This window comes from Microbacterium sp. NPDC060132 (assembly GCF_042729675.1).
GTDB lineage: Bacteria > Actinomycetota > Actinomycetes > Actinomycetales > Microbacteriaceae > Microbacterium > Microbacterium sufflavum.
Genome location: NZ_JBHWXU010000001.1, coordinates 795,875 through 818,199 on the forward strand (window position 1 = coordinate 795,875; position 22,325 = coordinate 818,199).

Here is a 22,325-nt window from a genome sequence, read left to right on the forward strand (position 1 = left end):
TTGCACCCATCGTGGATCAGCCCTTGACCGCGCCCGCCACCATCCCCGAGAGGATGTAGCGCTGCGCGATCAGGTATACGACGAGGACGGGGATAATCGTGATCACGAGGTTCGCGCTGACCAGCGCGTAATCGTAGGTGTGCAGCCCCTGGAAGTTGTAGACGGTCATGGGCATCGTCCACGTCTTCGAGCTGGAGGTGAGAAACAGCACGTTCTGGAATTCGTTCCACGCATAGGTGAAGAGCAGCACCAACGCAGTGAACGTCACCGGCTTCATGAGCGGGAAAATCACAGTGAAGAACATGCGCAGCGAACCCGCGCCATCGATGATGGCCGCCTCGTCAATCTCCCGGGGGATCTGCCGGACGAAGCTGACGAAGATCAGCACCATGAACGGGATCTGGGTGGCGATGTCCGAGAGGATCAGACCGAGATGCGTGTTGTAGAGGCCGAGCCATTGCAGCACCCGGATGGCGGGGATGAACGAGAACGGGGCGATTAGACCAGCGATCAGGTACATGTACAGACTGGAGGTGACGCGGCTCGTGCGGCGGGCGATGAGGAAGCCAGCAAGCGCGCAGACCGTGATCGTGCCGCCTGTCACTCCAATGGTGATGATCGCGCTGTTGACCAGACCTAGAGCGACGCTGGGGTCGGAGAGCACAGTGACGTAGTTGTCGAAGCGCCATTCGGTCGGCAGTGTGAGGGTGAATCCGGATGCTTCGGTCTGTGACTTGAACGAGTTCAGCAGCACGAGCACCATGGGGACGACGAAGAGGATGCCGACGGCGAGGGCGACGACATAGGTCGCCGCATTCCGGCTCAGTCGCTCTTTCATGACATCCTCGCTTCAATCCGGCGGCTGATCAGGTGGATGATCATCGCGATGATGGTGATGACGGCGAACTGCACGAAGCTGATCGCGGAGGCGTAGCCGAGGTTGGTCGTACCCAGAGCCTTCGCCAGGAAGGTGGTCATCACCTCGGTGGCGTTTCCCGGTCCGCCGCCGGTGGTCGCATAGATGATCTCGAACGACTTCAAACCCGAGATAAGGGTGAGCAGCGCAGCCAGGCTGATGGTTGGCGCGACGGTGGGGAGGCTGACGTGGATCGCCCGTTTGAAGCGCCCCGCGCCGTCGACCTCTGCGGATTCGAGCAGCTCTGCAGGCACGCCCTGCAGAGCGGCGAGCACCAGTACCACGGTCCAGCCGACGCCCATCCAGATGTCGATTGCCGTCACGGAGAACAGGGCGAGGTCGAAATCACCGAGCCAGTCCTGGGCAATGAAGCCGAGCCCGATGTTGCGAAGGAACGAGTTGAGTAGACCTTCGTACGAGAGGATGAACCCGAACACGATGCCCACGACGATGGTCGAGAACATGATCGGCATGTAGACGACCGCGCGTAGCACGTTGCGTCCGAGGAAAGCACGGTTCAGGAAGAACGCGAGCAGGACACCGATGCCAGTCTTTCCGACGGTGGTGATCAGCGCGTAGACGAACTGGTTTCCCATCGCGCCGAGGAATGCTTCACCGTGCGTGCCGAACAGCAGCTGAAAGTTCGCCAGTCCGATGAAATCCTGGCGCTGCGACATGGTTGACGCGTTTGTGAAGCTCAGCCAGAGGCCGAGTGCGGCGGGGAGCACGAAGAAGACGCTGAAGATCAGAGTCGCGGGCGCCCCGAACCAGTACGGGTACGCCGTGGCCGCGGTTCTGCTCTTGGCACGTTTCTGCACTACTCCCCGCCCCATGGCTCAGAAGCCCTTGATGCCAGCGGTCTTGCCGGCGCCCTGCCAGGCTGCGTCAACCTTGTTGATGAAGCCGGCGGCGTCAACACGGCCACCAACGAGCTCCTGGTAGGCCGCGATCAGCTCGCTTTCAGGCGTGGGGAATCCCGTCGCCGTGTCGAACGCAGAGCCCGACTGGCCGTTCTCCACGTACGTCTGAATGTCTGCAATCGCGGCATCCGGGTTCTCGAGCTCGACATCGGTGAAGGCGGGGATCCCGGGCGCGGCAGCCAGGTGCGCTGCGACATTCTCGGGAGTGATCAGGAACTGCAGCAGATCCGCGGCGGCGTCTTCGACCTTGCTCGCCGCGGCGATGTGCAGGATGTTCGGACGCGACAGCGCAACCTGGTTCTCACCGGCCTCGGTGGGAAGCGCGAAGAAGCCGATGTTCGCGTCGGCGTTCGCCTTGCGGATCTCGCCGATAGCCCAGGAGCCGTTGATGATCGCACCAGCGCTTCCGTCGGCGACGGACTTGATCGCGGTCTCGTACTTGGCAGTGAGCACGTCACTGTTGGTGAGGCCCGCGGAGGCCCACTCAGCGAGTGCGGTGTACTGCGGCTCCATTTCGGAGACGTCACCCCAGGTGGTCTCGTTGGTAGCGAGCTTCTCTGCCAGTTCAGGATCCTGGCCGAGCAGGTTGGCGTTGACCGAGTTGCGATGCTGCAGCAGCGTCCATCCGTCAGCGCCTGAGAGGTATAGCGGGGTGGTCCCTTCGGCCTTGACCTTCTCGAGTGCGGAGGTGAACTCGTCCAGCGTCTTGGGCACTGCCGCGCCGGCCGATTCGAAGACATCCTTGTTGTAGATGACTCCGAAGGAGCTCAGGCCGTCGGCGGCCGGGTATCCGTAGATCTTGCCGTCTTCGGCGCGCATCGACTCGAGCACGCTCTCGGCCATTCGGTCAGCGAATTCGGACTCGTCCACTTCACGCATGATGGCGGACGGGTCGTCAACGTTATCCTGGCCGGCGTAGATGTCGATGCCTTCGCCGCCCTGCAGGCGGGCGCGGACAGTGTCGTCGTACTGCTCGTCGGGGATCGCCTGGATCTCGACGGTGTTGCCGCTCTCCTTCTCCCACGCCTTGACGTTGTCGGCGAATGCGCCGGTCTGCGCCCAGCTGGACGGAACGACGTACACGACCTTCTGCCCGTCCTTGCCGTCCGCGTTCGCGCCGTCGCCGGCGGCGCACCCGGTGAGCGCGAGTGCTCCGGTCGCGACGATGCCGGTCAGGCTCAGCGTCAGTGCCTTCCTGCGGTTCATGCTGATCTCCTCATTGAAATGTGATGCTCGGGTCGGGTCGGGTCGGGTCGCGTTATCGCACCCGAGCGGACCTGATTAAAGAAAGACTATTCGATAAGTCCGCTTGGAGCATTTCATCCGATGTCTGCCCCGTTGTCAAGCCCGACGATCCGGATGCATCGACAACGGGAGGAGGATCACCGTGTCGCGGGGGCGCCAGCCTCGATCAGCTGCTGGATCGGCGTGCCCGCTTCACCGAAGAACTGAGTGTGGGCCGACTCCAGAGCGGCGATGAGCACCCCCGTCGCAGCGGCGTCTGCTCCGAGCTGTGCTTGAAGCAGAGGAGTGTCCTCCGGCGGCGAGACAGCCGTATGCACGGCGTTCGCCACGAGCTCGGCGACATAGTCGTTGGCTGATGCCGGGCCGTACAAGACGACTACGTCGGGGTCGACGGCGATCAGCAGAGTGGCGATCTGTGCTCCTGCCGCGAGAGCGAACTCCTCGACCAGCTCGCGCGAGCGCTGGTCTCCCGCTTCGGCGGCGCTCAGCGTTTCGAGGAAGTCGGGCATTGATGGCCATCGCTGCAGCATCTGGTCATCCGCCGACGCGACCAGCTGACTCATCTCGCCCGCTCGGGCATGACGGCCGACGCGTACGTCACCGTCGATGATGAGTCCCGCGGACACCTGGTGCCATACGAGCGCAAGGACAACGTCGGACGCATCGGCGGCGGCCCCATGCCGGTGTTCTGCCAGTGCTGCGGCGTTCAGGTCGTTCTGGAGCACGACGGGCACGTCGAAGACGCTGGCGAAAGCGTCTGCGACGTTCTGCCCTGTCCACTCCTTGAAAATCGGTGAACGAGTCATGAGGCCGTCCGGGGCGAGTGCGCCCGGGACGGCCGCGCCGACTCTCAGCAGCGGACCCAGATCGGCATGCGCACTGCGGATGTCGGCTACCCGCGTGACGAGGGAGCGCATCCTGTCGGTTACGCTCGTCCTGTCATCAGCCGTGAACACGTAGCGGGCTCGGACGACGTTCGCCATGTCGGCGACCACGATGCGCTCGTGATGCTTTCCGAGTTCGAGCCCGATCACGTATCCCGCGCGCGGGCTTACTGCGAATCGTGATGCCGGCCGCCCAGAGCTCTGCCCGCGCCGGACCACCCGCCCGACTTCGGCGACAAGGCCAAGCGCGATGAGGTCCTGGAGGCGGTCTTTGATCGTCGGACGCGACAGGCCAGTCTCGGCGGCGATATCCGCAACGGTCGAGGGCCCGGAGTCTCGCAGCGAGATGAAGCAGCTTTCCAAGTTCTGCAGACGCACGAGCTCCAGACGATCCTCGTTCGACATCGGCTCAGCGAGGACCATCTCGGCTCCATTCTGTGATGACCGGCAAGTGTGGCAACGTTCGACGGAGCGCACGTGCGAGTTCCAGCATCTCTCATGTGAGCTCGCATCAGCACCACCGCGGGCGGCCGGGTGTCCGGCCGCCCGCGGCGATTTCGTCGCGCCGTTGGCTTAGCTCTTCGGCTCGAGCACGGTCAAGGCATCGACAGACGGAGCGTATCCACTCGACGAGCTGCCGAACCGCAACGTGTTGGCACCCTCAGCCAGCTGCACCTCAACCTCGACGACCTGCGGCTCGGTCCAGCTGCGACCCGGAACAGGGACCGTGATCGGTGCTGCGCCGTTGACCGAAAGCCCGAAGCTGCGGTTTTCGCCGGAGATTGCCGCGATGCGCAGCGTGACCGCTCCCGCAGCCTCAGCCGTAACTTCGTAAAGAAGCCATGGCGTGGCCAGGGCCCGGGCCGAGCTCGCCGACGAACTTGACGCCGGACGCTCCGGCGAGCGTACCCACTCGGGCGTTGCCCTGGAGGGTATTCGTCGCCGACTCGGCCTCGTACGTGCGCACGATGACCGGCGCTTGCTCGATGGTCAGTGCTTCCCCTTCAGTCGCGCGAACACGGAGGGACCCTGAGAGACACCGTCAAGCGAAGCGGAAGGCATCTCACCCTTTCGTGGGCGAGATGCCTTCCGACGTGGCCTAGGAGCCGAACACCTTCACTTCGGCGAGGGATAGATAGTTCGTCGCATTGAGTTGCACTCGGACCGCCTCCCCTTCGATATTCGGGGGGAGAGTGAGCACTAGACGGGGGTTGGGAGTTCCGGCCTGGGTCGTGGACCATGCCGTCGCGCCCGCTGCATCGATGACGCTGACAGTGAAATTGCTCAACCGCTCGCCGCAGCAATCAGTTCGATTCCACAGCTCCACGGACTCAATTCGACGCGTGGAGCCAAGATCCACCTGCCACCACGCCCCCGCCTGAGTATCCGTGTGGGTCACTGACCCTGCGGAGTAGTTCCCGTTAGTGTTCCCATCGATGGCGCGAGCGGCTTGAGCCCCGTAGAGCGTCGAACTCTGCGTGGCATTCCCTGCTTGAGCGAGATTTTTCCGGAATGGACGGACCTTCACCTCTGCCAGGCTGAGGAAGTTCGTTCCGTTTAGTTGCACCTGCACGTAGCGGCCGACGGCACCGCCCGCATTCAGAAGTGTGCTCGGCCAGGGTCGCTCGCCTTGCACGGACGACCACACGACGTTACCCGCAGCGTCCCGGACGCTGACGGTGTAGTTGGTCAGCCGATCCAAGTCAGAGCCGGTTGTGTCGGTGCGGTTCCAGACTTCGATGTCGCCAACAGCCACGTTGGCACCCAGGTCCACGCGCCACCAGGCGTTCGCATCCGAGAGCGTATGGGTGACGCTCCCCTGGGTGAAGTCACCGTTCGTGTTGCCATCCACAGCCTTCGAGGCGGGACCCGTCCCATCCCCACCTGTGTAGGTCGAGCTCTGGGTCGCACTCTTACCCGCAGCAAGATTCGACACACTCGCACCGGCACCATCCGTATCAACTGTGAAGTTCACCTGCCCGTTATGGGTAACCGCAATCGTCAACCGCTGGTTGGCTGCATCCCACGTCTGCGTTTGCGTATAGGGCCGTCCCGTCTGCGAATCCATCGCCTCGAACGTCACACGGGGAGCGCCACCTTGCCACGTGCCATCTACGGTTACCGTCGTCGTACGGATGTCACGGGCACTCCTGTCGTCCACTACCCGACCCGTACCAGTCAGGATGTTGCCCGCCGCGTTCTTAACGACGTTCCCCGCAGCATCCCGCTGCACGGTCAGGTACTCGTGAATGTACTGAAGCGTCTGAGCTCGATTGAAGTCCTGCGAGGCAGGAACTCCCAGCACAGTGTCGGTCCAGAGGTGGTTGCGATTACTCCGGTAGTTGTTCATCCGGATCGAAACACGGTTGCTGCTCTCGATCATCGTGGCGTACGTGTGTGGACCCGCAGCGATGCTGATTGCGCTCGCGCCCGACTGACGAGGTTTGAAACTGCTAGTTAGCGTCTGATTGACGTTTTCCTTGTAGTTGTTCCAGTACCAGGCGTTACCGGCGCGCGCCAGGAAGGTGTTGCTCGTGAGGAACTCCTGCGGATACCGGGAAGCGAAGTACGGAAAGCGAGCGCCCGCGGGGACGACCTCCGGGAACACCGACATCTCTGCGGTCGTCAGGTTGTTGGGAACGAGCGGGATAATTCCGAACTGACCCGTGTTTGGGTGAACGTTAGAGGCACTGAGGTCGTAAGTCGGTGGGTTGAAACCTGAGGCTCCCTTGTACACGACCTTTGTCGTTGCGAGCACATCCTGGCGCGTAGGCACAGGCACTGCACCACTATCGAGATCGCGGAACAGTGGAATGAGCCCGTACTGGAAGGGGGCGGTCCGAAGGCTGTTCGTCGAGAACATCAGGAACCCCGCCTCAGGTGCGTACGCAGTCGCTCCTTGGCTCGCGGCGCGCTGGATGCTTTGAGCCATCAGCGCCTCGGGGTTCTGCATGTTGTCTTTCCAGGTACGACTGCCGACGTTGGGGCCGTATACCTGACGATGGCGCTGCTCAGCCCAGTGCCACTGGTCTGTCGCCGAGCCCCAGTTGCCAGCGATGCCCGCGAGCCAGAGCCCATGGAAGAGGTTGTCAGTGCTGATGTTTGCTTCGGTCTCCTTATTCATCAGCACGACGTTGTCAGAGTGCGCGCGCATCGCGGCCAAGACGCCGGTAGTCGTGTTCTCCAAGTAGTTGACGATGTTGCCGTGATTTGAATCTGTCCAGCTGAAGATGAGTCCGTTGTCGCCGGCTGCGTTGATCAGCGTCGCAACACGCGGTCCATTGGAGCTGACGTTTCCCCAATACAGCTCGGCGATATTGATCCCTACGAAGGAGCTATACGTGGCCGCGGTCTGACTCCAGAACGAGGCGGGTGCCACTGAGCTCGATCCACCGTGCAAGGCTTGCACCGAGCATGGGATGCTGTTCGCCTGACAGATCTGGAGATTCGACGTCACGAAGTCCTTGAACCCCTGAGTGTCCCCGGGATAGACGTTGTCAGGAATGAGATTCACAACGACGTTGTCACGCAGGTCAGTGGGCACCTGAGCCCAGGTCTGCGCCATCGTTGTGCCGCCTTCAGTTTCGGCGGTCCCAGGGTAGTAACCCAGGATGATCAGCGGATCCTCGCGGGAGAAGGGGTGTCTCAGCGGCGGGTCGGCTGCGTATGCCGGCGCGGTGGGCGCCACGAATGCAGCGGCCAGTCCGACAGCGGAAACGGCTATCGCTAGCGCCTTCTTCCCGCGCCTAGCTAATGTCTCGGCCATAGGGTTCCTCCTCGAACGCCAGGGGCGATTAACAAACTACCCTTTAGTAAATGGTCGATTGATTCTTACCGCGAGCAGCGTCGCGTGTCAACCATTGAGCGGATCACAGCGCGCTCATGTCCGGCAGCCGGATTTCGATGATGGCGACCCTTGAAGCGTGCAGGAGGAGGTAGTCACGAGAAGGAGCATGGTTTCAGCGGCTTCAACGGGAAGTGGACAGCTTCGGCAGAGGGGCGGCCTGCCGCTTGCAGGACAGGATGAGCCCTAGCTCGTCAGTGCTTTGACAATCGCCGGCAAGTGGTCGAAGCAGCGGTTGATCGATAGCCACCCCATGCAAGCGCACCAGCGAGGGCACTGAGACCAGCGCGACACGCAACGCATCGTTTCGCCCCGACACTAAACCCGGTATACCTGGATCGGGAGGCATCATGCAAGCACGCGACCACACGAGAGACATCGACCTGCCCGACCAGCGAGTGGCGGTCTGCGGAGATTGGCACGGGAACCTGCGGTGGGCTCGGATGATCTCCCGGGCGCTGCCCTATCTGGCGCCTGACGTGACGACGCTGTTGCATCTCGGCGACTGGTGGATGCCACCCCATGCCGTCGACGAGATCTTCGCTGAGACTTCCATCGCCCGCTTCTACGTCACGCTTGGGAACCACGAGCAGTGGGACGAGATCACCCCGCTCCTTGAAGAGCACCCCGGCGAAGCCGTGCAGGTCTCCGAGCTCACCTGGATACTCCCGCGGCCGGCACGGCTCACCATCGGCGGGCGCTCCGTGCTGTCGCTCGGCGGCGCCTCATCCGTCGACCGCGAGTCCAGGCAAGAAGGAGTGACGTGGTGGCCGGACGAGGCCATCACCGACACCCAGCTCGCCGAAGCCATCGCCGGAGGCCCCGCGGTCCTGATGCTCACACACGAGTCTCCGGCAGACACACCTGTGCGCGCTGTCCGTGAGATCCTGCGGACCAACCCGCATCGGTTCACGAAGGCGGCGTTGGAGGCATCCGCGGCATCACGCGCGCGAGTCGGCAAAGCCTGGGGTGCCGTGCGCCCCGAGCTACTCGCGCACGGCCACATGCACGTCGGGGCAGGCGGACAGACCGCGGACGGCCGCCGTGTGGCGAGCCTCGGGCGCGATGACGACGAGGGGAACCTCGGGATCCTCGACATGAGCAACCTTCGGATGGTGACCCCAAGTCTGACACTCCTCCGCAGATACGGCAGCGATGACAACCGTCCTCCCTTGACACGCGAGCAGCGGATCAAGACCACTGCGGAAGCCATGCACTCCGCTGTCCTGGACGGCCTTCGACCAACGGCTCAAGCTCGACGTGACGCCCAGGACTACATCGACGGAACACGCACCCTCGAGGAGATCATCGAAGACGTCCGGCGCCGCCACACCCGCAACATGGAGGAGGAGTCATGACCGAGTTCGAGAACTCGGCAGGCTAGGGGATCGACGCCGTTCGCTCGATCCACGACGACATCCGCGCTCACCGAACAGCTGGGGGATGCTCGCCGCGCCCCCATGCCGGGAGAACGCCGTGGCGCGTTCTTTTACTTCAGCCGAGTATAAGAACGCGCCACGACACTTCCACGACGAGACATCCATCCCGAGGAGGGCTACCAGGCTGGCCACCTGCAGACCGGAGCCTTGTCAGCGTCCGCCGCTCGCGCCTGCAAAGCGCACGCTAAAGACGCGACTCCGCCATGAGCTGTTCGACCGACAACCCGAAAGCGTCAGCGATACCGACCAACGTCGTCATGCGAGGATTCGACGGCCCGGCGTCCTGCTTGCCGCTCGCCGACCGTCCGGCTTCGATGAGCTGAAGCTGGTTCTTCGTGATGCCCACCCGAGCGGCGAGCATCTCCTGCGTCAGGCCCGACTCCTGCCGAAGCGCACGGACCACACCGCCGAACCTTTCAGCCGCTTCAGGACCCCACATCGCACACCACGCCTTGACAGGGGGGGCGGTGCGGTCAGCCGCGAAAGCGCCCCGTTGGACGTGTCCAACGGTACAAGGTCTAATTCCGGATTCTGGGCTCGCCTCTAGTAATCCCGGTAAACCTGGATTATGGTGCTAGCCCATGACGGAAACCTGTCGACGGCACGTACGAGCTGGTCGCGCGCGATCACTAACCGTCGTGAGCCTCGCGCCATGCCGACTGCAGGTTCATCAAGATCCTGCATCCTTGCTCGAGTTCGTAAACACTGCCTCCGACGGCCAGATCCACGGCAACGACCGCAGTCGGCATCGTCGCCCGCTCGTATGCAGTCGGAAGCGTGTTCTCGAACAGCAGGTTCTTGCCTTCATAGTCTTCGAACAGCTGATTCCGTTCGGCGAACTCGGAGATCGTTCCGTCGCGAACGTAAGCCGCCCCGTAGTTGAACACTCGCTTGTATCTCACTCCGAGGCGTCGAGCAGCGGGTCGTCCAGTCTCGATGAGCGGACTCCAAGAAACCGGCGGGGCCCCATCTGCGCGTGTGTAGAAGTGCACGCGGGTGCGTCCTGATGTGGCTCGCACGATGTCCTCGGGAGATGACGTTGCGATCCGTTGACGCACGCGCGCCAACGTGCTGGTCGGAAGCCAGGTGGGGGTTCGCCCAGAGAGCTCCCACAGCAAGCCCCAGGCGGTTGAGGCACCGAGGACTCGTCCGGTCCCGCGCTGTGCCGTAGCTCGGTAGCGCTCGACGGACGCCTTGCTGGTGAGCCACACACCCGAGCGCAGCTGACGTCCGGCGATGAGCCTGTCCTTCAGCAGTGCCTCGGCATGCCTCTCACTCACCGCCAGCATGCTCGCCACTTCACCTGCGGTGATCTCCCGCTTCTCATATCGCATCGTGCAAACGATCTTATATGGGAGCATTTCGACCGCGTCGTCGAGTTCTTCTCCATTTTGAGCTGGGATTTTCTCGTGTGTCACGCCGACTGGTTCAACACGTCCTCAATGTCTGGATATGACAGAGATCACAACCCCCGAAACCGGCGCTGCGACCTGGATTCGAGACGGAGTCACCCAGTCCGCGCCGCTCGACGCGGGCTTTCTCGCGCAGGAGCTCTACGTCGCCGACCCGGTTCGAGTCGGAAACGCGTATCCGCACCAGCGGAACTACCACGGCTATTACTGGATGGCCGCGACTCAGAGGCATGTTTGGCATGAGTCGCTGCTGGAGCGTGACTCGCTGATGTGGCTCGACCACACGGCGGACGTCGTCGCCATCGCGTCGCAGCCGATGCTGCTCGTGAACGGAGACGGTGTCTACCATTACCCGGACTTCATCGCCCTCGACGCCCGCGGCGAGCAGACCGTCTACGACGTGAAGCCATACGGTCGGCTCAACGCCAAGGCGCTCGCCCAGTTCGAGTGGACCCGCACCGTCTGCGAGACCGTCGGCTGGAACTATCGCATCCTCACCGAGCTCCCGCACCAGCACCGGGTAAACCTCACCTGGCTCGCCCAGTTTCGCCACCCCGGACACCATCCCGGCGCGGACGCAGAAGGGGAGTTGCTCGCCGCGCTCGGCTCCGATTCGACGGTCGGCGACGCCATCAGGCTCATTGCCGCGAAGAGCACGCCCCTCGCCCGAAGCCACGTCTTCCACCTCATCTGGACCGGCGCCCTGTCCGTCGACATGAACGCCCTCCTCTCCAACGGCACCCGTCTCGTCGCCCCCGCATCTCACCGTCAGGAGTTCCCCCATGCCCACGCCTAACGTCCCCGTTGCCGTAGCTATCGACGGGGACGTTTACGAGCTCGAAGCCGCCACCACCAAGGGCGTGACCCTCATTCACCGGGTCACGGGCGACAGCCGCACCGTGACCCACGCCGAGCTCGCAAACATCGTCCCCAGCGAAGAACAGCGGTCGCCCCGCCTGCTCGACCACGTCCCCTCCCACGTCCTGCACGCGGCGAGCATCCTGGCCGCGGACATCGAAGAGGTTCTCACCGGTGAAGGCCGCAACGGCAAGTGTTGGCCGGAGTATGACCTGGAGACCACCAGCCAGGAGCAGCGCATCGCCCGCAAGCTCGTCGACCTGGAGCGCACCGGGCGCGGCATGGCTCGGTCCACGTTCTTCAACAAGCTCATGAAGTACCAGCGAGACGGACTCGTCGGCCTCATCGACGGGCGAGCTATTAGGAACTACATCCCGAACGAAAAGGTCGAGGCGGCCGTCATCAATCACCTCATCAAGACCATCAACGACCAGGTCACGTGGTCCACCGGCACGAAGAAGCGCATCATCGAGCAGACGACGAAGTCCGTTCAGGCGGTGCACCCGGGCATCAAGCTCCCGAGCAAGTCCGCGTGGTACCTGCTCATCGACCGAATCGGGCACGGCAAGCACGTCACCGGCAGCGCGAAGACCCGAAAGTCTCTCGCCAACCGACCGAAAGACCGCATGATGGGGAAGAGCGAGCCCTTCCTCCCCGGCTCGCTGGTTGAGGTGGACACCAACACGATGGACCTGGAGGTCCAGACCCCGAAGGGCGAGCGCAAGCGCCCGCGCTTGTCCCTCATGCTGGACGTGCACTCGCGCACCATCATGGCTTACACGTTCCGCCTGGAGGGTACCAAGGGCGTCGACCACACCATGCTGCTCGCCCAGGCCCTGACCCCGCGGGCCAACCGCCCCTCCCGCTCGGAGTACCGCGAGGCTCTTCGTCGGAAGCACCCGCGCCTGCCGCTCCTCTCCGACGAGGAGTACGGGCGTCACGCTGCGGAGCACCCTTACATCTACCCGGCCAACATCACTGTGGACCGCGGTACGGACTACATCTCCCCGACGTTCCGCAACGCGGTGGAGCAGCGCGGCGGGAGCGTAGTCCTGTCCGCACCGTACACGCCGACGAGCAAGCCCCACGTCGAGCGCCAGTTCCACACCATCAATACGATGTTCGTCCAGCACCTCGAGGGATACGTCGGCCGCAGCCCCGAGCACAAAGGCGGGAAAGTCCCGACCGAGAAGCTGCTCACCCTCGAGGCGCTTCGCGAGCTGTTCGAGGACTGGGTCATCAGCGTGTGGCAGAACGCACCTCACAGCAGCCTCCGCGACCGCCTGCACCCGACTCGACACCTCACCCCGAATAAGAAGGCCGGCCAGGCAGCACTGAGCGTCGCGCAACTCCACCTTCCACTCACCGAGGACAACTTCATCCTCATGCTGCCCAGCAAGTTCCGCCGTATCACGGCCACAGGCATCAAGGTCGACACGCGCGAATACGACTCTCCGGAACTCAACATGCTCCGCAACACGCTGTCAGACATGCCTCGCCACAAGGGCAAATGGGAAGTGAAGGTCGACCCCTACAACCCCGAAGCCGTGTGGGTCATCGGCGGAGAAGGCGAGCTCATCGAGTGCCTGGAGCGCGGTGCTGAAATGCGGCGGTTCGAGCCCGACTTCGCGCCGGTCGAGGATGACTACCGAATCCTCACCGCCCAGGCCGACGCGGAACTCACCGGCACGCCTTTTCCGCAGCCCAAGCGGCCGACGGCCCTTCCCGAGTTCACCGTCACCGAGGAGGACCTCGACGACGACGACATCCTCCCCACCTTCTGAAACGGAACACAATGCTCTCCTTCACCAGCCACGACTCCGACAAGACAGCGCTCAACCGCTGGGAGTCGCTGCTCCACTACCTGCAGCACCCGCTCACCGCGCCGGCGCCGCTCGACACCAACTCGACCGTCAGCCGCTACGAGCACGACCAGCAGCGGATGGACTATCTCTCCGGTGGCATCGTGCTCCTCACCTCGACCGTCGCCCAGGGAAGACTCCTGCTGACCCGCGCCTTCCAGGCGAACCGGTCGCGGAACTCCGGCCACGCCGGTGTCATGCTTTCCGGGGACTCCGCTCTCGGCAAGACCACGACCGCCAAGCGACTGATGCGGTGGGTGCTCGAGGAGTACACCAGGCAGGTCCCGCACTGGGAGCAGGACGAGCACATCCCGGTGATGTACGTCGAGGTGCCCTCCGGCAGCAACGCTAAGGACCTGCTCCGCGAGTTCTGCGACTTCTACGGCCTCTCCGTCCTGTCCCGCGACACAACCGCAGACCTGCGGACCAAGGTCGTCGCTGCCATCCGGCGTGCACGCACCCAGCTCATCGTCGTCGATGAACTCCACAACCTCTCCGGCCGCGCATCCGGGCTCGGAGAAGCCGTCGACCTCCTCAAGGGTCTCCACAACGACGTCTCCGCCACATTCCTCTACTGCGGGCTCGACGTAACCAACTCCACCCTCATGCACGGCGCCCGAGGACAGCAGCTAATGAGCCGGTTCGCGGTCGTCGAGCTCGAGTCATACAAGTGGTCCAGCGCCGACCACCGCAAGGAATGGAAGCAGCTCATCCGAACGTTCGAATCCCAGCTCCAGCTGCGTAACCATCCGGTGGGGACCCTCAATACGCTCGCCGAATACCTTTACCAGCGCACCGGCGGCTCCATCGGCTCCCTCAGCCGGCTACTCACCGGTGCCGCCATCGACCTCATCCAGAACAAGGCGAAGGTTGAGCTCCTCGACAAGAATCTGCTCGACGCCTACACGCTCGACCTCACCGCCGAGACGTTCTACCGCAGGGTCCTCGCCAAGAACGCGTCGAAGGGCAAGACCGCTATCGAGAAGGTGATGGCATGACCCCCACCGCCCTCTACCGCCGATTCCCATTCACCGTGCGACCCGGACACCGCGAGACCCTCGACTCGTTCACACGCCGCACCCTCATCGTCAACGGCGAAAGCACCTCGCTCCCGCGTCACCTCGTCACGCTCGCCAAGGCACACGACGCCGACGCAACCTGGGAGGCACTCCTCAGCACCAAGGTCCGGCGCCCGCTCGACAGGCTCATCGAGGCCCCGCCCCTCGACGACGCAGGGCTGGACGACTGCGAGTCGTGCCGGTCGCAGACCACCCAACGATGGGCGTGCCTGCTCTGCAGCCACGGTGAGCACATCCAGCAGCACCCTCACCTCGACGACCTCGTCTGCGAGCGCCACGAGCGATGGACTGGCCCGGGCACGACCGCGGAGACACAGACCGCGGTGACACCCGCCGAGGTCGCCGCCCACCGCCGGTTCCAGCGCCTCCGTCATGGTGGCGGTCTCGACCTCCACCTGTTCTTCGGAGTCCTCAGCGCACTCGAGGGTGACCTTGACCAGCCGACGGCCAACGTCTTCCGTCATGCCGTCGCCATCGTCGACTGGGTCCAGCGGGACGAGACGGTGCACCGCCTGTTCGACCCCACCGTCCCGTACGCCACCACATTCGCCTGGCTCCGAGAGGCCATGGCCAACATCGTCGCGCACTCGACCCCGGCCGTCGCGCGAGCGGTCTGGCTGCATCTGTGGCCCGCACAACTCGCGCTGAACACGGCGCTTCGTGGCTACGCCGGGTACCGCGCCGGCAACGCCCACGACTTCCAGCTGCCCGACGACATCACCAGCTGGTACCCCCACCCCTCGGCCCTGCAGAGCACACGGGAGTACCTCGCGTGCACCGGGGACGACAACCTCTCGGCGCTCGCACGCCTCGCCCGAGACAGCGACGAAGCACCGACGGTGACGGAACCGCAGTTCCGCACTATCCACTGTGCGCGGGGCCACCTCTACATCGAGGTCCGCACGGCGGACGAAGATGACGTTGAGACTCCGTGCCCGACCTGCACCGGGGTGCACGTAGAGCGGGGTGTGAACGACCTCGCGACCGTGTCGCCTCTCATCGGGGCACAACTCCACCCCACCCTGAACGGGAACCTGACCGCCGCAGGCATCACGGCACGGAGTCACACGGTGGTCTGGTGGATGTGCCCTGAGAAGGGTCACCCTTTTCGGGCGATGCCCTTCAACCGGACGCTCAACGACGCCGGCTGCGCCGTATGCCTCAACCGCGTGACGCTGGTCGGCGTGAACGACCTCGCGACCACGCATCCTCGTATCGCGCGAGAGCTGCACCCGAAGAACGGCTACGCCAAGACCGCCACGCAGCTGAACGCCGCGGACCCGAAGACGCGCGACTGGCTCTGCTCGAAGGACCACCCGTACCGGGCCTCGGTGAAGCAGCGCGTACGCGGCAAGAGCTGCCCTGAGTGCAAGAAGCAGCGCACCCGCATCTCCGGACGCGGCATCGTAGACACTCACCCGCACCTGGTCCCGAGCTGGCTGCCGGAACTCAACCAAGGACGCGAGCCCGCGGACTACACGAAGGGCTCGAAGCTCGAGGTCATCTGGCTGTGCAGCAAGAGCCGGCACACGCACACCTTTCCCATGCGGCTCGAAGCACGCACTCGAGGCTCCGACTGCCCGTACTGCGCCGGCCGCCTCATCCTCGCCGGTTTCAACGACTTCGCCACTACGGACCCGGAACTCACCAGCGACTGGCACTCCTACCGAAACCGCAAGTACCCGAACGAGGTGATGCGCGGGTCGAACGACAAGCACCACTGGAGGTGCAAGGACGGCCACGAGACCGAGCAGAGCATCCCAAACCGGCGCCTGTCCGGCGGCTGCGTGGACTGTCCGTGGCACGAACGGCCGGGGAACAAGAAGAAGCTGCAGGCCGTGGCAGGCTAGTCGCTGCACAGCGAAGGCGGTCCAGAAAACTGACCGCCCTTCGCCGCACTCGAACTACTCGATCTCGTCCTGACCCGGTTCATCCTCGATCTCGAAAGCGATGGCTCCGCGCGGCGCGATTGGTAAGAGCACACCCTCGCCGAGAACCTTGGCGGTCGCGGTACTGACTCCCTCGCGGAGGTATGGGTAGATCGTCATCGCGGCGACCTCGTTCGCGAACATCATGACGTCGCGTCGCGTGGGCTTGAAACCGCCGGTGAGGTTGTATTCGCCAGAGACGACCACTGTGGCGATGCCAATGGTGTTCTGGATCTCCGCCATCAGCCGGACCCCAAAGTCTTCGTCAGAGAGCCTGAACTGGATACCGACCTCCGCGTTCGAGAAGTCAGTCGGCATGCCCTCAGGCGTCTCTTCATGCCGACGCACGCTCTGCTCGTGGAAGAAGATTCCGCCGAGCTCCGAGTTCGAGATTAGATCGTGAACGCGGGTACGGTCAGCATCGCTGAGCTCACCGGCCACTAGGCACCCAGCGCGAACTCGGACCGCTTGGTCTCGGACCACTCTGCCGTACTCGTCGGCGCGTGCGCTGGCACTCCAGCTGTGGCAAACCGCCAAGTCGTAACCTGCACACCAGGCACAGCATTGGACTCCCACCTGGAGGAACTGGCCATATATATGGACTGCCCGCAGTCAGCGGTGACTCGGTGCTCGACAATCGCTCCGACGGCATTGGCGTACCGTCGCAACGTCGAAAGCTTGGGGTCGGCGTCGTACCGCTCAATCTTGGCAACTGCCTGGGCGGTGATTCCGAGCTGCTCCGCGACCTTCTTCTGCGTGAGATTCGCCTTGCGGCGGATGCGGACAAGCTCGGCGCGCATGTCACGATCTTCGCGTGCGAGAACCTTCGCACGCGAGCGCACCAGCTTCATGGGCGAGACGGACTTGGCGAGCATGGGGAAAATGTTGCTCATGTCGACATCATACGCACACAACCTGGAGGTTGAGTAGGGGCGTTACGCCCAGTTTATCGACTCACCCAGCTCATGGATGGAGATCGCCTGGGCGAGTCCGTCCGTCTGCGCGTCCCCGCTCGACTTGATGTGTCGGTGAAGCGCGATGAGGTTCTTCGGCCTGACCGCGGGCTCAGAGTGGTAGAAGCGAAGATACGTGTAAGGGCGCTTCAGACCTGACTTGAGGCGAAGTTCATAGATCTCGGGTTTGTGCGTGACGGGCTTGATCTTGGTGTGGTTGTCGCCGGTGTCTTCGAGCTTGCCTTCGGAAGCCGCCTCGAAGAGTTCGTCGATCTCGCCCTCTTCGTGGGCCCGGGAGAACGCGTTGAGGCCGGCGAGCCATTCTTCCACTTCAACCATCTGCACATGCGTTGGATCCTCAGCGTGGATCCATTCGTACGGAGCCCCGCTCTCAATACAACAGCGCGAATCGCTACCGGTGCGGTTCGCGAGCGTCATACCGAGATGCTACTGGGCAACACCGACACGTCGCGCTCGACGCGCGCCAGCGGCCATCAGGCGACCATCCCCTCCGGCATATCGGCACATCGTCCGCCCGATAGGGTAATCGCAAGTCACAGATCGAGTGGGGGCAATGGATGGCGACAATCGGCTCATGGAGCGTTGCGGACTTCAAGTCACTCGGCGCCGCCACGCTTAGGCTCCCGCGTCTGACTGTTCTTGCTGGAGCTAACAGCTCCGGGAAGTCGTCAGTGCTGCAATCCATGCTGCTCCTCGCGCAGTCGATGACTCGAGGCGGACGAATTGTGATGAACGGGCAATTGGTCCGTCTCGGTGAACCGTCGCACGTCATCAGAGAGGGCCAGTCCGCGGTCGAGTTCCGGTTCGAAGTCGCGCACGGAGGACTCGCGGCAACCGCCGAACCGCCCCGCGCCGCGAAGTTCAACGTGGCGGTCTCCCTCGTCCCCGCCGACGACGGCACCTCAATGTCGCCCTCGTCATTCGAGGTCATCGACGCTTACGGCAAACTCATCGTGTCTGCCACGTCTGAGCGCATGCGAGCAGCTGACATCGAAGCGTTCTCCCACTCCTTCTCCAATCAGGACCTGTCGTTTCTGAAGCTCAAGATCATCGACGGCCGCAAGGCACCCAACCGCATGTACGTCGGCTTCGTCGGACTGGTCCCGATGCTTCTCGCCCGTCATATCGACCCCGGCGTGATTCGTCGACAGATGGGAGCACTACTCGACAACATCCTTGCGACAGACCGTCTCAACATCGACGTGGCCTCCGAGTTGACGCAGCTAGTGTCAAAGAAGAAGTTCTTCAAAGAGTTCGGCATCGAGAAGACCCCGCCGGGAAACTCAAGCCGTCAGGCGCAGAGCATGTCGGCCCTCTGGACGATGCGGGACTTCAACGCGCTGGAGCCGGAGGTGCTCAAGACTCTCGTCCGACGATTGGTCGAACGTAGAGCCGAGCATGAGTGGGCCGTCATCGGTCCTGGTTTGTCTTTTTTCGGCCATCCTCAGCGCATGCGGCACTACTACTTCGATGGTGGAGCAATCGAAACAACTCTCGCCGAGGAACACGCGACGAGCCTCACGTATATGGGCGCTTTCGCATCGGCGTTGGAGATCTTCGGGAATCGGATTCAGTACCTAGGTCCTCTCCGCGACGAGCCACGGGTGGTGCAAGGCGCATGGGATGAGCGGGTTCCTGCGCTACCGGTCGGCATCCGAGGCGAGCTCACCGCAGAGATTCTCACGCGCGAGAGAAACAGCAAGATCAACTTCCAAGACTGGGACGGGACACCCCGCGTCGCGGCACTTCCGGATGCAGTCGCGCTCTGGTGCGAGTACTTTGGGATCGGCGACAAGATCGAAGTCCACGACCACGGAAAGCTCGGTCGGGGCGTCGAACTGCAGGTGGACGGGTTCTCACGGGACCTAACGCAGATTGGTGTGGGCGCGAGCCAGCTGCTCCCAATCCTTGTCGCGAGTCTCGCCGCTGAAGCTGGCACCATCATCTTGATTGAACAGCCCGAGCTACATCTCCATCCGTCCGTCCAATCGAGGCTTGCAGACTTCTTCCTCTTCGCTCGCCCCGACGTCCGCTTCATTGTGGAGACGCACAGCGAGTACCTCGTGACTCGAATTCGGCGTCGTATCGCAGAAGAGGTGACAACCCCCTCCCACGTGGAGGTGATGTTCGCAGAGCGAGTCGGGGGAGCGACTCAGGTGCGCTCTCTCTCCTTGACCGCGGGTGGAGATTTTGACGAGTGGCCAGATGGGTTCTTCGATGCGCAGGAGGTTGACACCCGATTCATCATTCGGGCCCTAGCCGCGCGGGTTGCGAAGGAAGAGAGTTGACCGCCACGGTTCTCCTCGATCCCGCGATTGCCCTCGAAGCCAAAGATGAGCAGAGCTTGTCCAGGCTTCTTACGTGGACAGCGGACCATCGAGTGAAGCTCGGGTCTCGGGCCTGGAATCATCTAGTGGAAATCTACTCAACTGGCTCCCTCGATGTGCCACGAGTGCTCGCGAAGATGGCGCACGAAGGCATCGGTACGCTGCTGTCTAGGTCACCAATCAAGCATGCCGTTCATGGATCGACAGCTTTAGCAGCCCCCGAATACCGCGGGGCGCCGCTGACCCACCGGTTACTCGTCGACGACCTTGTAGGCACCTCGGCACGTGACGGTGAGTTTTTCCTCGGGACGCACGAAAGCCTCTGGGGCGAAACGCCAACGACGGTAGCCTGCGTTCCACCGCCGCCAGCAGACGTCGCAGTGCACCTCGAACCTAACTTGCCGTCTCTTGAGGAACGAAGGACGGCGACTGCTCGTCACTTCAAAGATCGCCGCATCCTTATCGTCGGAGGCCAGATCGAACTCAGGGTTGTCGAGGCTATGACCGAACAGCTCGGGATTCCGGCTGGTCACATCCATTGGATAGCGAGCGAGAAGAACAAACGCGCCCGCAACCTCAAAGCGACTATCAACGGTCTGCCGAAGGGTTCAATCGTGGTGTGCGTGGTAGGGAAGGTTGGTCACGATGTCAGCGGCGACGTTGAGAAGCACTCGAGCCGCGACGGCATCACTCTTCGCGAGCCACGCTTTGCTTCTCACATCGTCGATGATCTGATTGCGTTGTCAGATGAGGCAGCCCCTGCCGACAGTCGGGGAGCCGAAGGGACTTCGACAACCGACTCGTAGGACGATGACGTCCCACCTGCTCGAGGGCGATCTCGGTCGTTCCAACTCGACGCCTAGCAACGAACGTATGCAACCTCCAGCAATGAATGGCGGGAATGTCGCTGGGACCGGCCCGAACCCACTGGCCTTCAACACCCGTGGGCCCGGCAGCCGCAACTGAAACGAGTGACCCGGGGGCGGCTGACCGCCCCAGTCGACCCGCTCGCATCCGACGCCGATTACCGCTCCGGCTGAGAACGGTCGAAACAAACGTCACGACCTTGCCTCGGCCAAGAGAAAGAACCAGTGAACTGGGCGTTAGCGTCATCGTCGACGACACCGCTTCCCACCGGTTCCTGCGTGACACCTGGCGCGAGGTCGCGGCCCAGGGCAAGGTGCGGTTCCAGATCATCTGGTTGGACATCGACCCGGTCACCCAGCGACATCGGCTGCAAGCGAACCGGTCCGCTGCCGCCCGGCCCGATGTCGTGGACAGGGTGATGGCCGAGCACCGAGCGAGCTTCGAGCCACCGCTGGAGGAGAACGCGATCCGCGTCGAAGCCCGGAACGCGCGTGAGCTGGAGACCATCGCCGATCTGTTTCACTCGCTGAGCACTCACGCGGGCCCCCAGGCGTAAGACAGCGCCAGTCCGGCGGCCGCCGCGAGGAGAGCGGCGCTCAGCATGCCTCCGGCATAGGAGACCCCGAGAAGCGTTCGACGACGAGCGAACAGCTCTGCCGCCTGCACGCTGGCCGTGCTGAACGTGGTGTACCCGCCGAGGAAGCCGGCGCCCAGGATCAGCGCGCCCGATGCATCGAGGACGTGAGCGTCAGCGAGCCCGGTGACGAGACCGAGAGCGAAGGATCCGCTCACGTTGATGATGACCGTGCCCCACGGGAACGGGCCGCCCACACGACGCGTGACTCGCGTGTCGAGAGCGTACCGTGCGACTGCGCCCAGACCGCCGGCCAAGGACGCAAGAACGACGACGAGCCCCGTCATGCTCGTACCTTCCTCGGAGCGGTGAGGCGCTGGGCTGCGAACCCGCCGGCGATCCCGAGGACGACGGTCGGCACCACGTAGAGGACACCGAGGAGCAGGTGGTCCGTCAGGATCAGCCCGTCGGAGCCGACCGCGAACGTGCTGTACGTCGTATACCCGCCGAGAACTCCGGTGTCGAGCAGCAAGCGCATCCGACCCGTCGCCGCCCCGCGAGATGCGCCGTAGAGCGCGCCGAGCAAGATTGCGCCCGACACGTTGATGATGAACGTCGGCCAGGGGAACGAGGAGCTGCTCGCCCACCATGTACCGAGGAGAATCCGGATACTCGTGCCTGCTGCTCCTCCGGCGAAGACGAGCATGTACGGCACGGCCGCTGCACTCCGCGTCGAGGTCATCTCCAACTCCATGCTGTTGAACGTAGAAGAGCGCCTGTCGAACGGCGCACGACGACTGTCGAATGTCCTATCGACACCCGTCGGTCTACGCGGTGTCGATGCGGGACTCGACAACGGTCTGACTGGCACCCGGCTTCGCGAACCTACGGTGGTGTTTACCGAGACCACCGAAAGTAGGCCGACATGTCCTCGCACCTGGGTGAGAACCACCGCAATACACTCCGCCAGATCTCCGAGCACCCGACGAGCAGCAACGTCCAGTGGCACGACGTCCTGTCACTGCTCCGAGCCGTTGGGGAGGTCACCGTCGAGCACAACAGCAAAGTGAAGGTCACGGTCGGCACCGAGACCATCATCGTGTCGCCTCCTCGGGAGAAGACCGTCGACGAGGACCTCCTCATTAAACTCCGCCGCCTTCTCCACGCCGCCGACTACACACCCGTCCGCAACTGAC

At 63.4% G+C, this 22,325-nt stretch carries 21 protein-coding genes; 9 read left to right on the forward strand and 12 right to left on the reverse strand.

The window, feature by feature from the left end; all coding sequences use genetic code 11:
* Nucleotides 1-16: 16 nt before the first annotated feature.
* The 5 genes from ACFWCH_RS03995 to ACFWCH_RS04015 form a co-directional block, all read right to left on the reverse strand.
* Nucleotides 17-838, reverse strand: a complete 822-nt coding sequence (locus ACFWCH_RS03995; protein WP_136029848.1) for a carbohydrate ABC transporter permease — start codon at nucleotides 836-838, stop codon at nucleotides 17-19.
* Nucleotides 835-1,734, reverse strand: coding sequence for a carbohydrate ABC transporter permease (locus ACFWCH_RS04000; RefSeq protein ID WP_168442795.1), 900 nt, complete (start codon nucleotides 1,732-1,734; stop codon nucleotides 835-837). The genes ACFWCH_RS03995 and ACFWCH_RS04000 overlap by 4 nt, the downstream gene beginning before the upstream one ends.
* Nucleotides 1,735-1,752: 18 nt before the next feature.
* Nucleotides 1,753-3,042, reverse strand: a complete 1,290-nt coding sequence (locus ACFWCH_RS04005) for an ABC transporter substrate-binding protein (RefSeq protein WP_136029844.1) — start codon at nucleotides 3,040-3,042, stop codon at nucleotides 1,753-1,755.
* A gap of 176 nt (nucleotides 3,043-3,218) precedes the next feature.
* Nucleotides 3,219-4,388 carry an ROK family transcriptional regulator gene (locus ACFWCH_RS04010; protein WP_136029841.1) on the reverse strand — a complete coding sequence of 390 codons (1,170 nt, stop codon included), beginning with the start codon at nucleotides 4,386-4,388 and terminating at the stop codon, nucleotides 3,219-3,221.
* A gap of 676 nt (nucleotides 4,389-5,064) precedes the next feature.
* Nucleotides 5,065-7,731: a glycoside hydrolase family 98 domain-containing protein gene (locus tag ACFWCH_RS04015; RefSeq protein WP_136029838.1), complete on the reverse strand. Its 2,667-nt coding sequence runs from the start codon at nucleotides 7,729-7,731 to the stop codon at nucleotides 5,065-5,067.
* Between the two features lie 428 nt (nucleotides 7,732-8,159).
* On the opposite strand from ACFWCH_RS04015, the gene ACFWCH_RS04020 reads away from it, so the two are divergent.
* Complete coding sequence (locus ACFWCH_RS04020) at nucleotides 8,160-9,167, forward strand: metallophosphoesterase (RefSeq protein WP_136029837.1); 1,008 nt, start codon at nucleotides 8,160-8,162, stop codon at nucleotides 9,165-9,167.
* A 265-nt stretch (nucleotides 9,168-9,432) separates the two neighbouring features.
* On the opposite strand, the gene ACFWCH_RS04025 is transcribed toward ACFWCH_RS04020, so the two are convergent.
* Together ACFWCH_RS04025 and ACFWCH_RS04030 are read right to left on the reverse strand one after the other, a co-directional pair.
* Nucleotides 9,433-9,651 (reverse strand): helix-turn-helix domain-containing protein, encoded by a 219-nt coding sequence (locus tag ACFWCH_RS04025; protein ID WP_205828228.1) that lies wholly within the window; start codon nucleotides 9,649-9,651, stop codon nucleotides 9,433-9,435.
* A 226-nt stretch (nucleotides 9,652-9,877) separates the two neighbouring features.
* Entirely contained in the window at nucleotides 9,878-10,666 is a 789-nt protein-coding gene (locus ACFWCH_RS04030) for a hypothetical protein (protein ID WP_136029833.1), read from the reverse strand.
* A 34-nt stretch (nucleotides 10,667-10,700) separates the two neighbouring features.
* On the opposite strand from ACFWCH_RS04030, the gene ACFWCH_RS04035 reads away from it, so the two are divergent.
* From ACFWCH_RS04035 to ACFWCH_RS04050, 4 genes are read left to right on the forward strand one after another with little or no spacing between them, the layout of a single operon-like run.
* A complete protein-coding gene (locus tag ACFWCH_RS04035) occupies nucleotides 10,701-11,456 on the forward strand; it encodes a TnsA-like heteromeric transposase endonuclease subunit (RefSeq protein WP_378802965.1) in 756 nt (251 codons plus the stop codon).
* Nucleotides 11,443-13,302, forward strand: coding sequence for a Mu transposase C-terminal domain-containing protein (locus ACFWCH_RS04040; RefSeq protein ID WP_136029828.1), 1,860 nt, complete (start codon nucleotides 11,443-11,445; stop codon nucleotides 13,300-13,302). The genes ACFWCH_RS04035 and ACFWCH_RS04040 overlap by 14 nt, the downstream gene beginning before the upstream one ends.
* An 11-nt stretch (nucleotides 13,303-13,313) precedes the next feature.
* Nucleotides 13,314-14,378 (forward strand): TniB family NTP-binding protein, encoded by a 1,065-nt coding sequence (locus ACFWCH_RS04045; protein ID WP_136029827.1) that lies wholly within the window; start codon nucleotides 13,314-13,316, stop codon nucleotides 14,376-14,378.
* Nucleotides 14,375-16,309 (forward strand): zinc-ribbon domain-containing protein, encoded by a 1,935-nt coding sequence (locus ACFWCH_RS04050; protein WP_378802966.1) that lies wholly within the window; start codon nucleotides 14,375-14,377, stop codon nucleotides 16,307-16,309. The genes ACFWCH_RS04045 and ACFWCH_RS04050 overlap by 4 nt, the downstream gene beginning before the upstream one ends.
* A 54-nt stretch (nucleotides 16,310-16,363) precedes the next feature.
* Here ACFWCH_RS04050 and ACFWCH_RS04055 read toward each other — a convergent pair whose 3' ends face one another.
* From ACFWCH_RS04055 to ACFWCH_RS04065, 3 genes are read right to left on the reverse strand one after another with little or no spacing between them, the layout of a single operon-like run.
* Complete coding sequence (locus ACFWCH_RS04055; RefSeq protein WP_136029822.1) at nucleotides 16,364-16,828, reverse strand: hypothetical protein; 465 nt, start codon at nucleotides 16,826-16,828, stop codon at nucleotides 16,364-16,366.
* On the reverse strand, nucleotides 16,828-17,280 hold the full coding sequence (locus ACFWCH_RS04060; protein ID WP_240744519.1) for a helix-turn-helix domain-containing protein: 453 nt from the start codon (nucleotides 17,278-17,280) through the stop codon (nucleotides 16,828-16,830). Before ACFWCH_RS04060 ends, ACFWCH_RS04055 begins: the two co-directional genes overlap by 1 nt.
* 42 nt (nucleotides 17,281-17,322) lie before the next feature.
* Nucleotides 17,323-17,778 carry a hypothetical protein gene (locus ACFWCH_RS04065; RefSeq protein WP_136029820.1) on the reverse strand — a complete coding sequence of 152 codons (456 nt, stop codon included), beginning with the start codon at nucleotides 17,776-17,778 and terminating at the stop codon, nucleotides 17,323-17,325.
* A 140-nt stretch (nucleotides 17,779-17,918) separates the two neighbouring features.
* On the opposite strand from ACFWCH_RS04065, the gene ACFWCH_RS04070 reads away from it, so the two are divergent.
* From ACFWCH_RS04070 to ACFWCH_RS04080, 3 genes are all read left to right on the forward strand, one after another.
* Nucleotides 17,919-19,649, forward strand: a complete 1,731-nt coding sequence (locus ACFWCH_RS04070) for a DUF3696 domain-containing protein (RefSeq protein ID WP_136029818.1) — start codon at nucleotides 17,919-17,921, stop codon at nucleotides 19,647-19,649.
* Nucleotides 19,646-20,494, forward strand: coding sequence for a hypothetical protein (locus ACFWCH_RS04075; protein WP_136029817.1), 849 nt, complete (start codon nucleotides 19,646-19,648; stop codon nucleotides 20,492-20,494). The genes ACFWCH_RS04070 and ACFWCH_RS04075 overlap by 4 nt, the downstream gene beginning before the upstream one ends.
* Nucleotides 20,495-20,754: 260 nt before the next feature.
* Nucleotides 20,755-21,111, forward strand: a complete 357-nt coding sequence (locus ACFWCH_RS04080) for an AAA family ATPase (RefSeq protein WP_168442794.1) — start codon at nucleotides 20,755-20,757, stop codon at nucleotides 21,109-21,111.
* Here the strand turns inward: ACFWCH_RS04080 and ACFWCH_RS04085 are convergent.
* Both ACFWCH_RS04085 and ACFWCH_RS04090 read right to left on the reverse strand, forming a co-directional pair.
* Nucleotides 21,090-21,476: a CrcB family protein gene (locus tag ACFWCH_RS04085; protein ID WP_136029812.1), complete on the reverse strand. Its 387-nt coding sequence runs from the start codon at nucleotides 21,474-21,476 to the stop codon at nucleotides 21,090-21,092. The genes ACFWCH_RS04080 and ACFWCH_RS04085 overlap by 22 nt on opposite strands.
* Nucleotides 21,473-21,883 (reverse strand): fluoride efflux transporter FluC, encoded by a 411-nt coding sequence (locus tag ACFWCH_RS04090; protein ID WP_378802968.1) that lies wholly within the window; start codon nucleotides 21,881-21,883, stop codon nucleotides 21,473-21,475. The genes ACFWCH_RS04085 and ACFWCH_RS04090 overlap by 4 nt, the downstream gene beginning before the upstream one ends.
* A 171-nt stretch (nucleotides 21,884-22,054) precedes the next feature.
* Between ACFWCH_RS04090 and ACFWCH_RS04095 the strand changes: the two genes are divergently transcribed.
* Nucleotides 22,055-22,324: a hypothetical protein gene (locus ACFWCH_RS04095; protein ID WP_136029808.1), complete on the forward strand. Its 270-nt coding sequence runs from the start codon at nucleotides 22,055-22,057 to the stop codon at nucleotides 22,322-22,324.
* The last annotated feature ends 1 nt before the right edge of the window (nucleotide 22,325 follow it).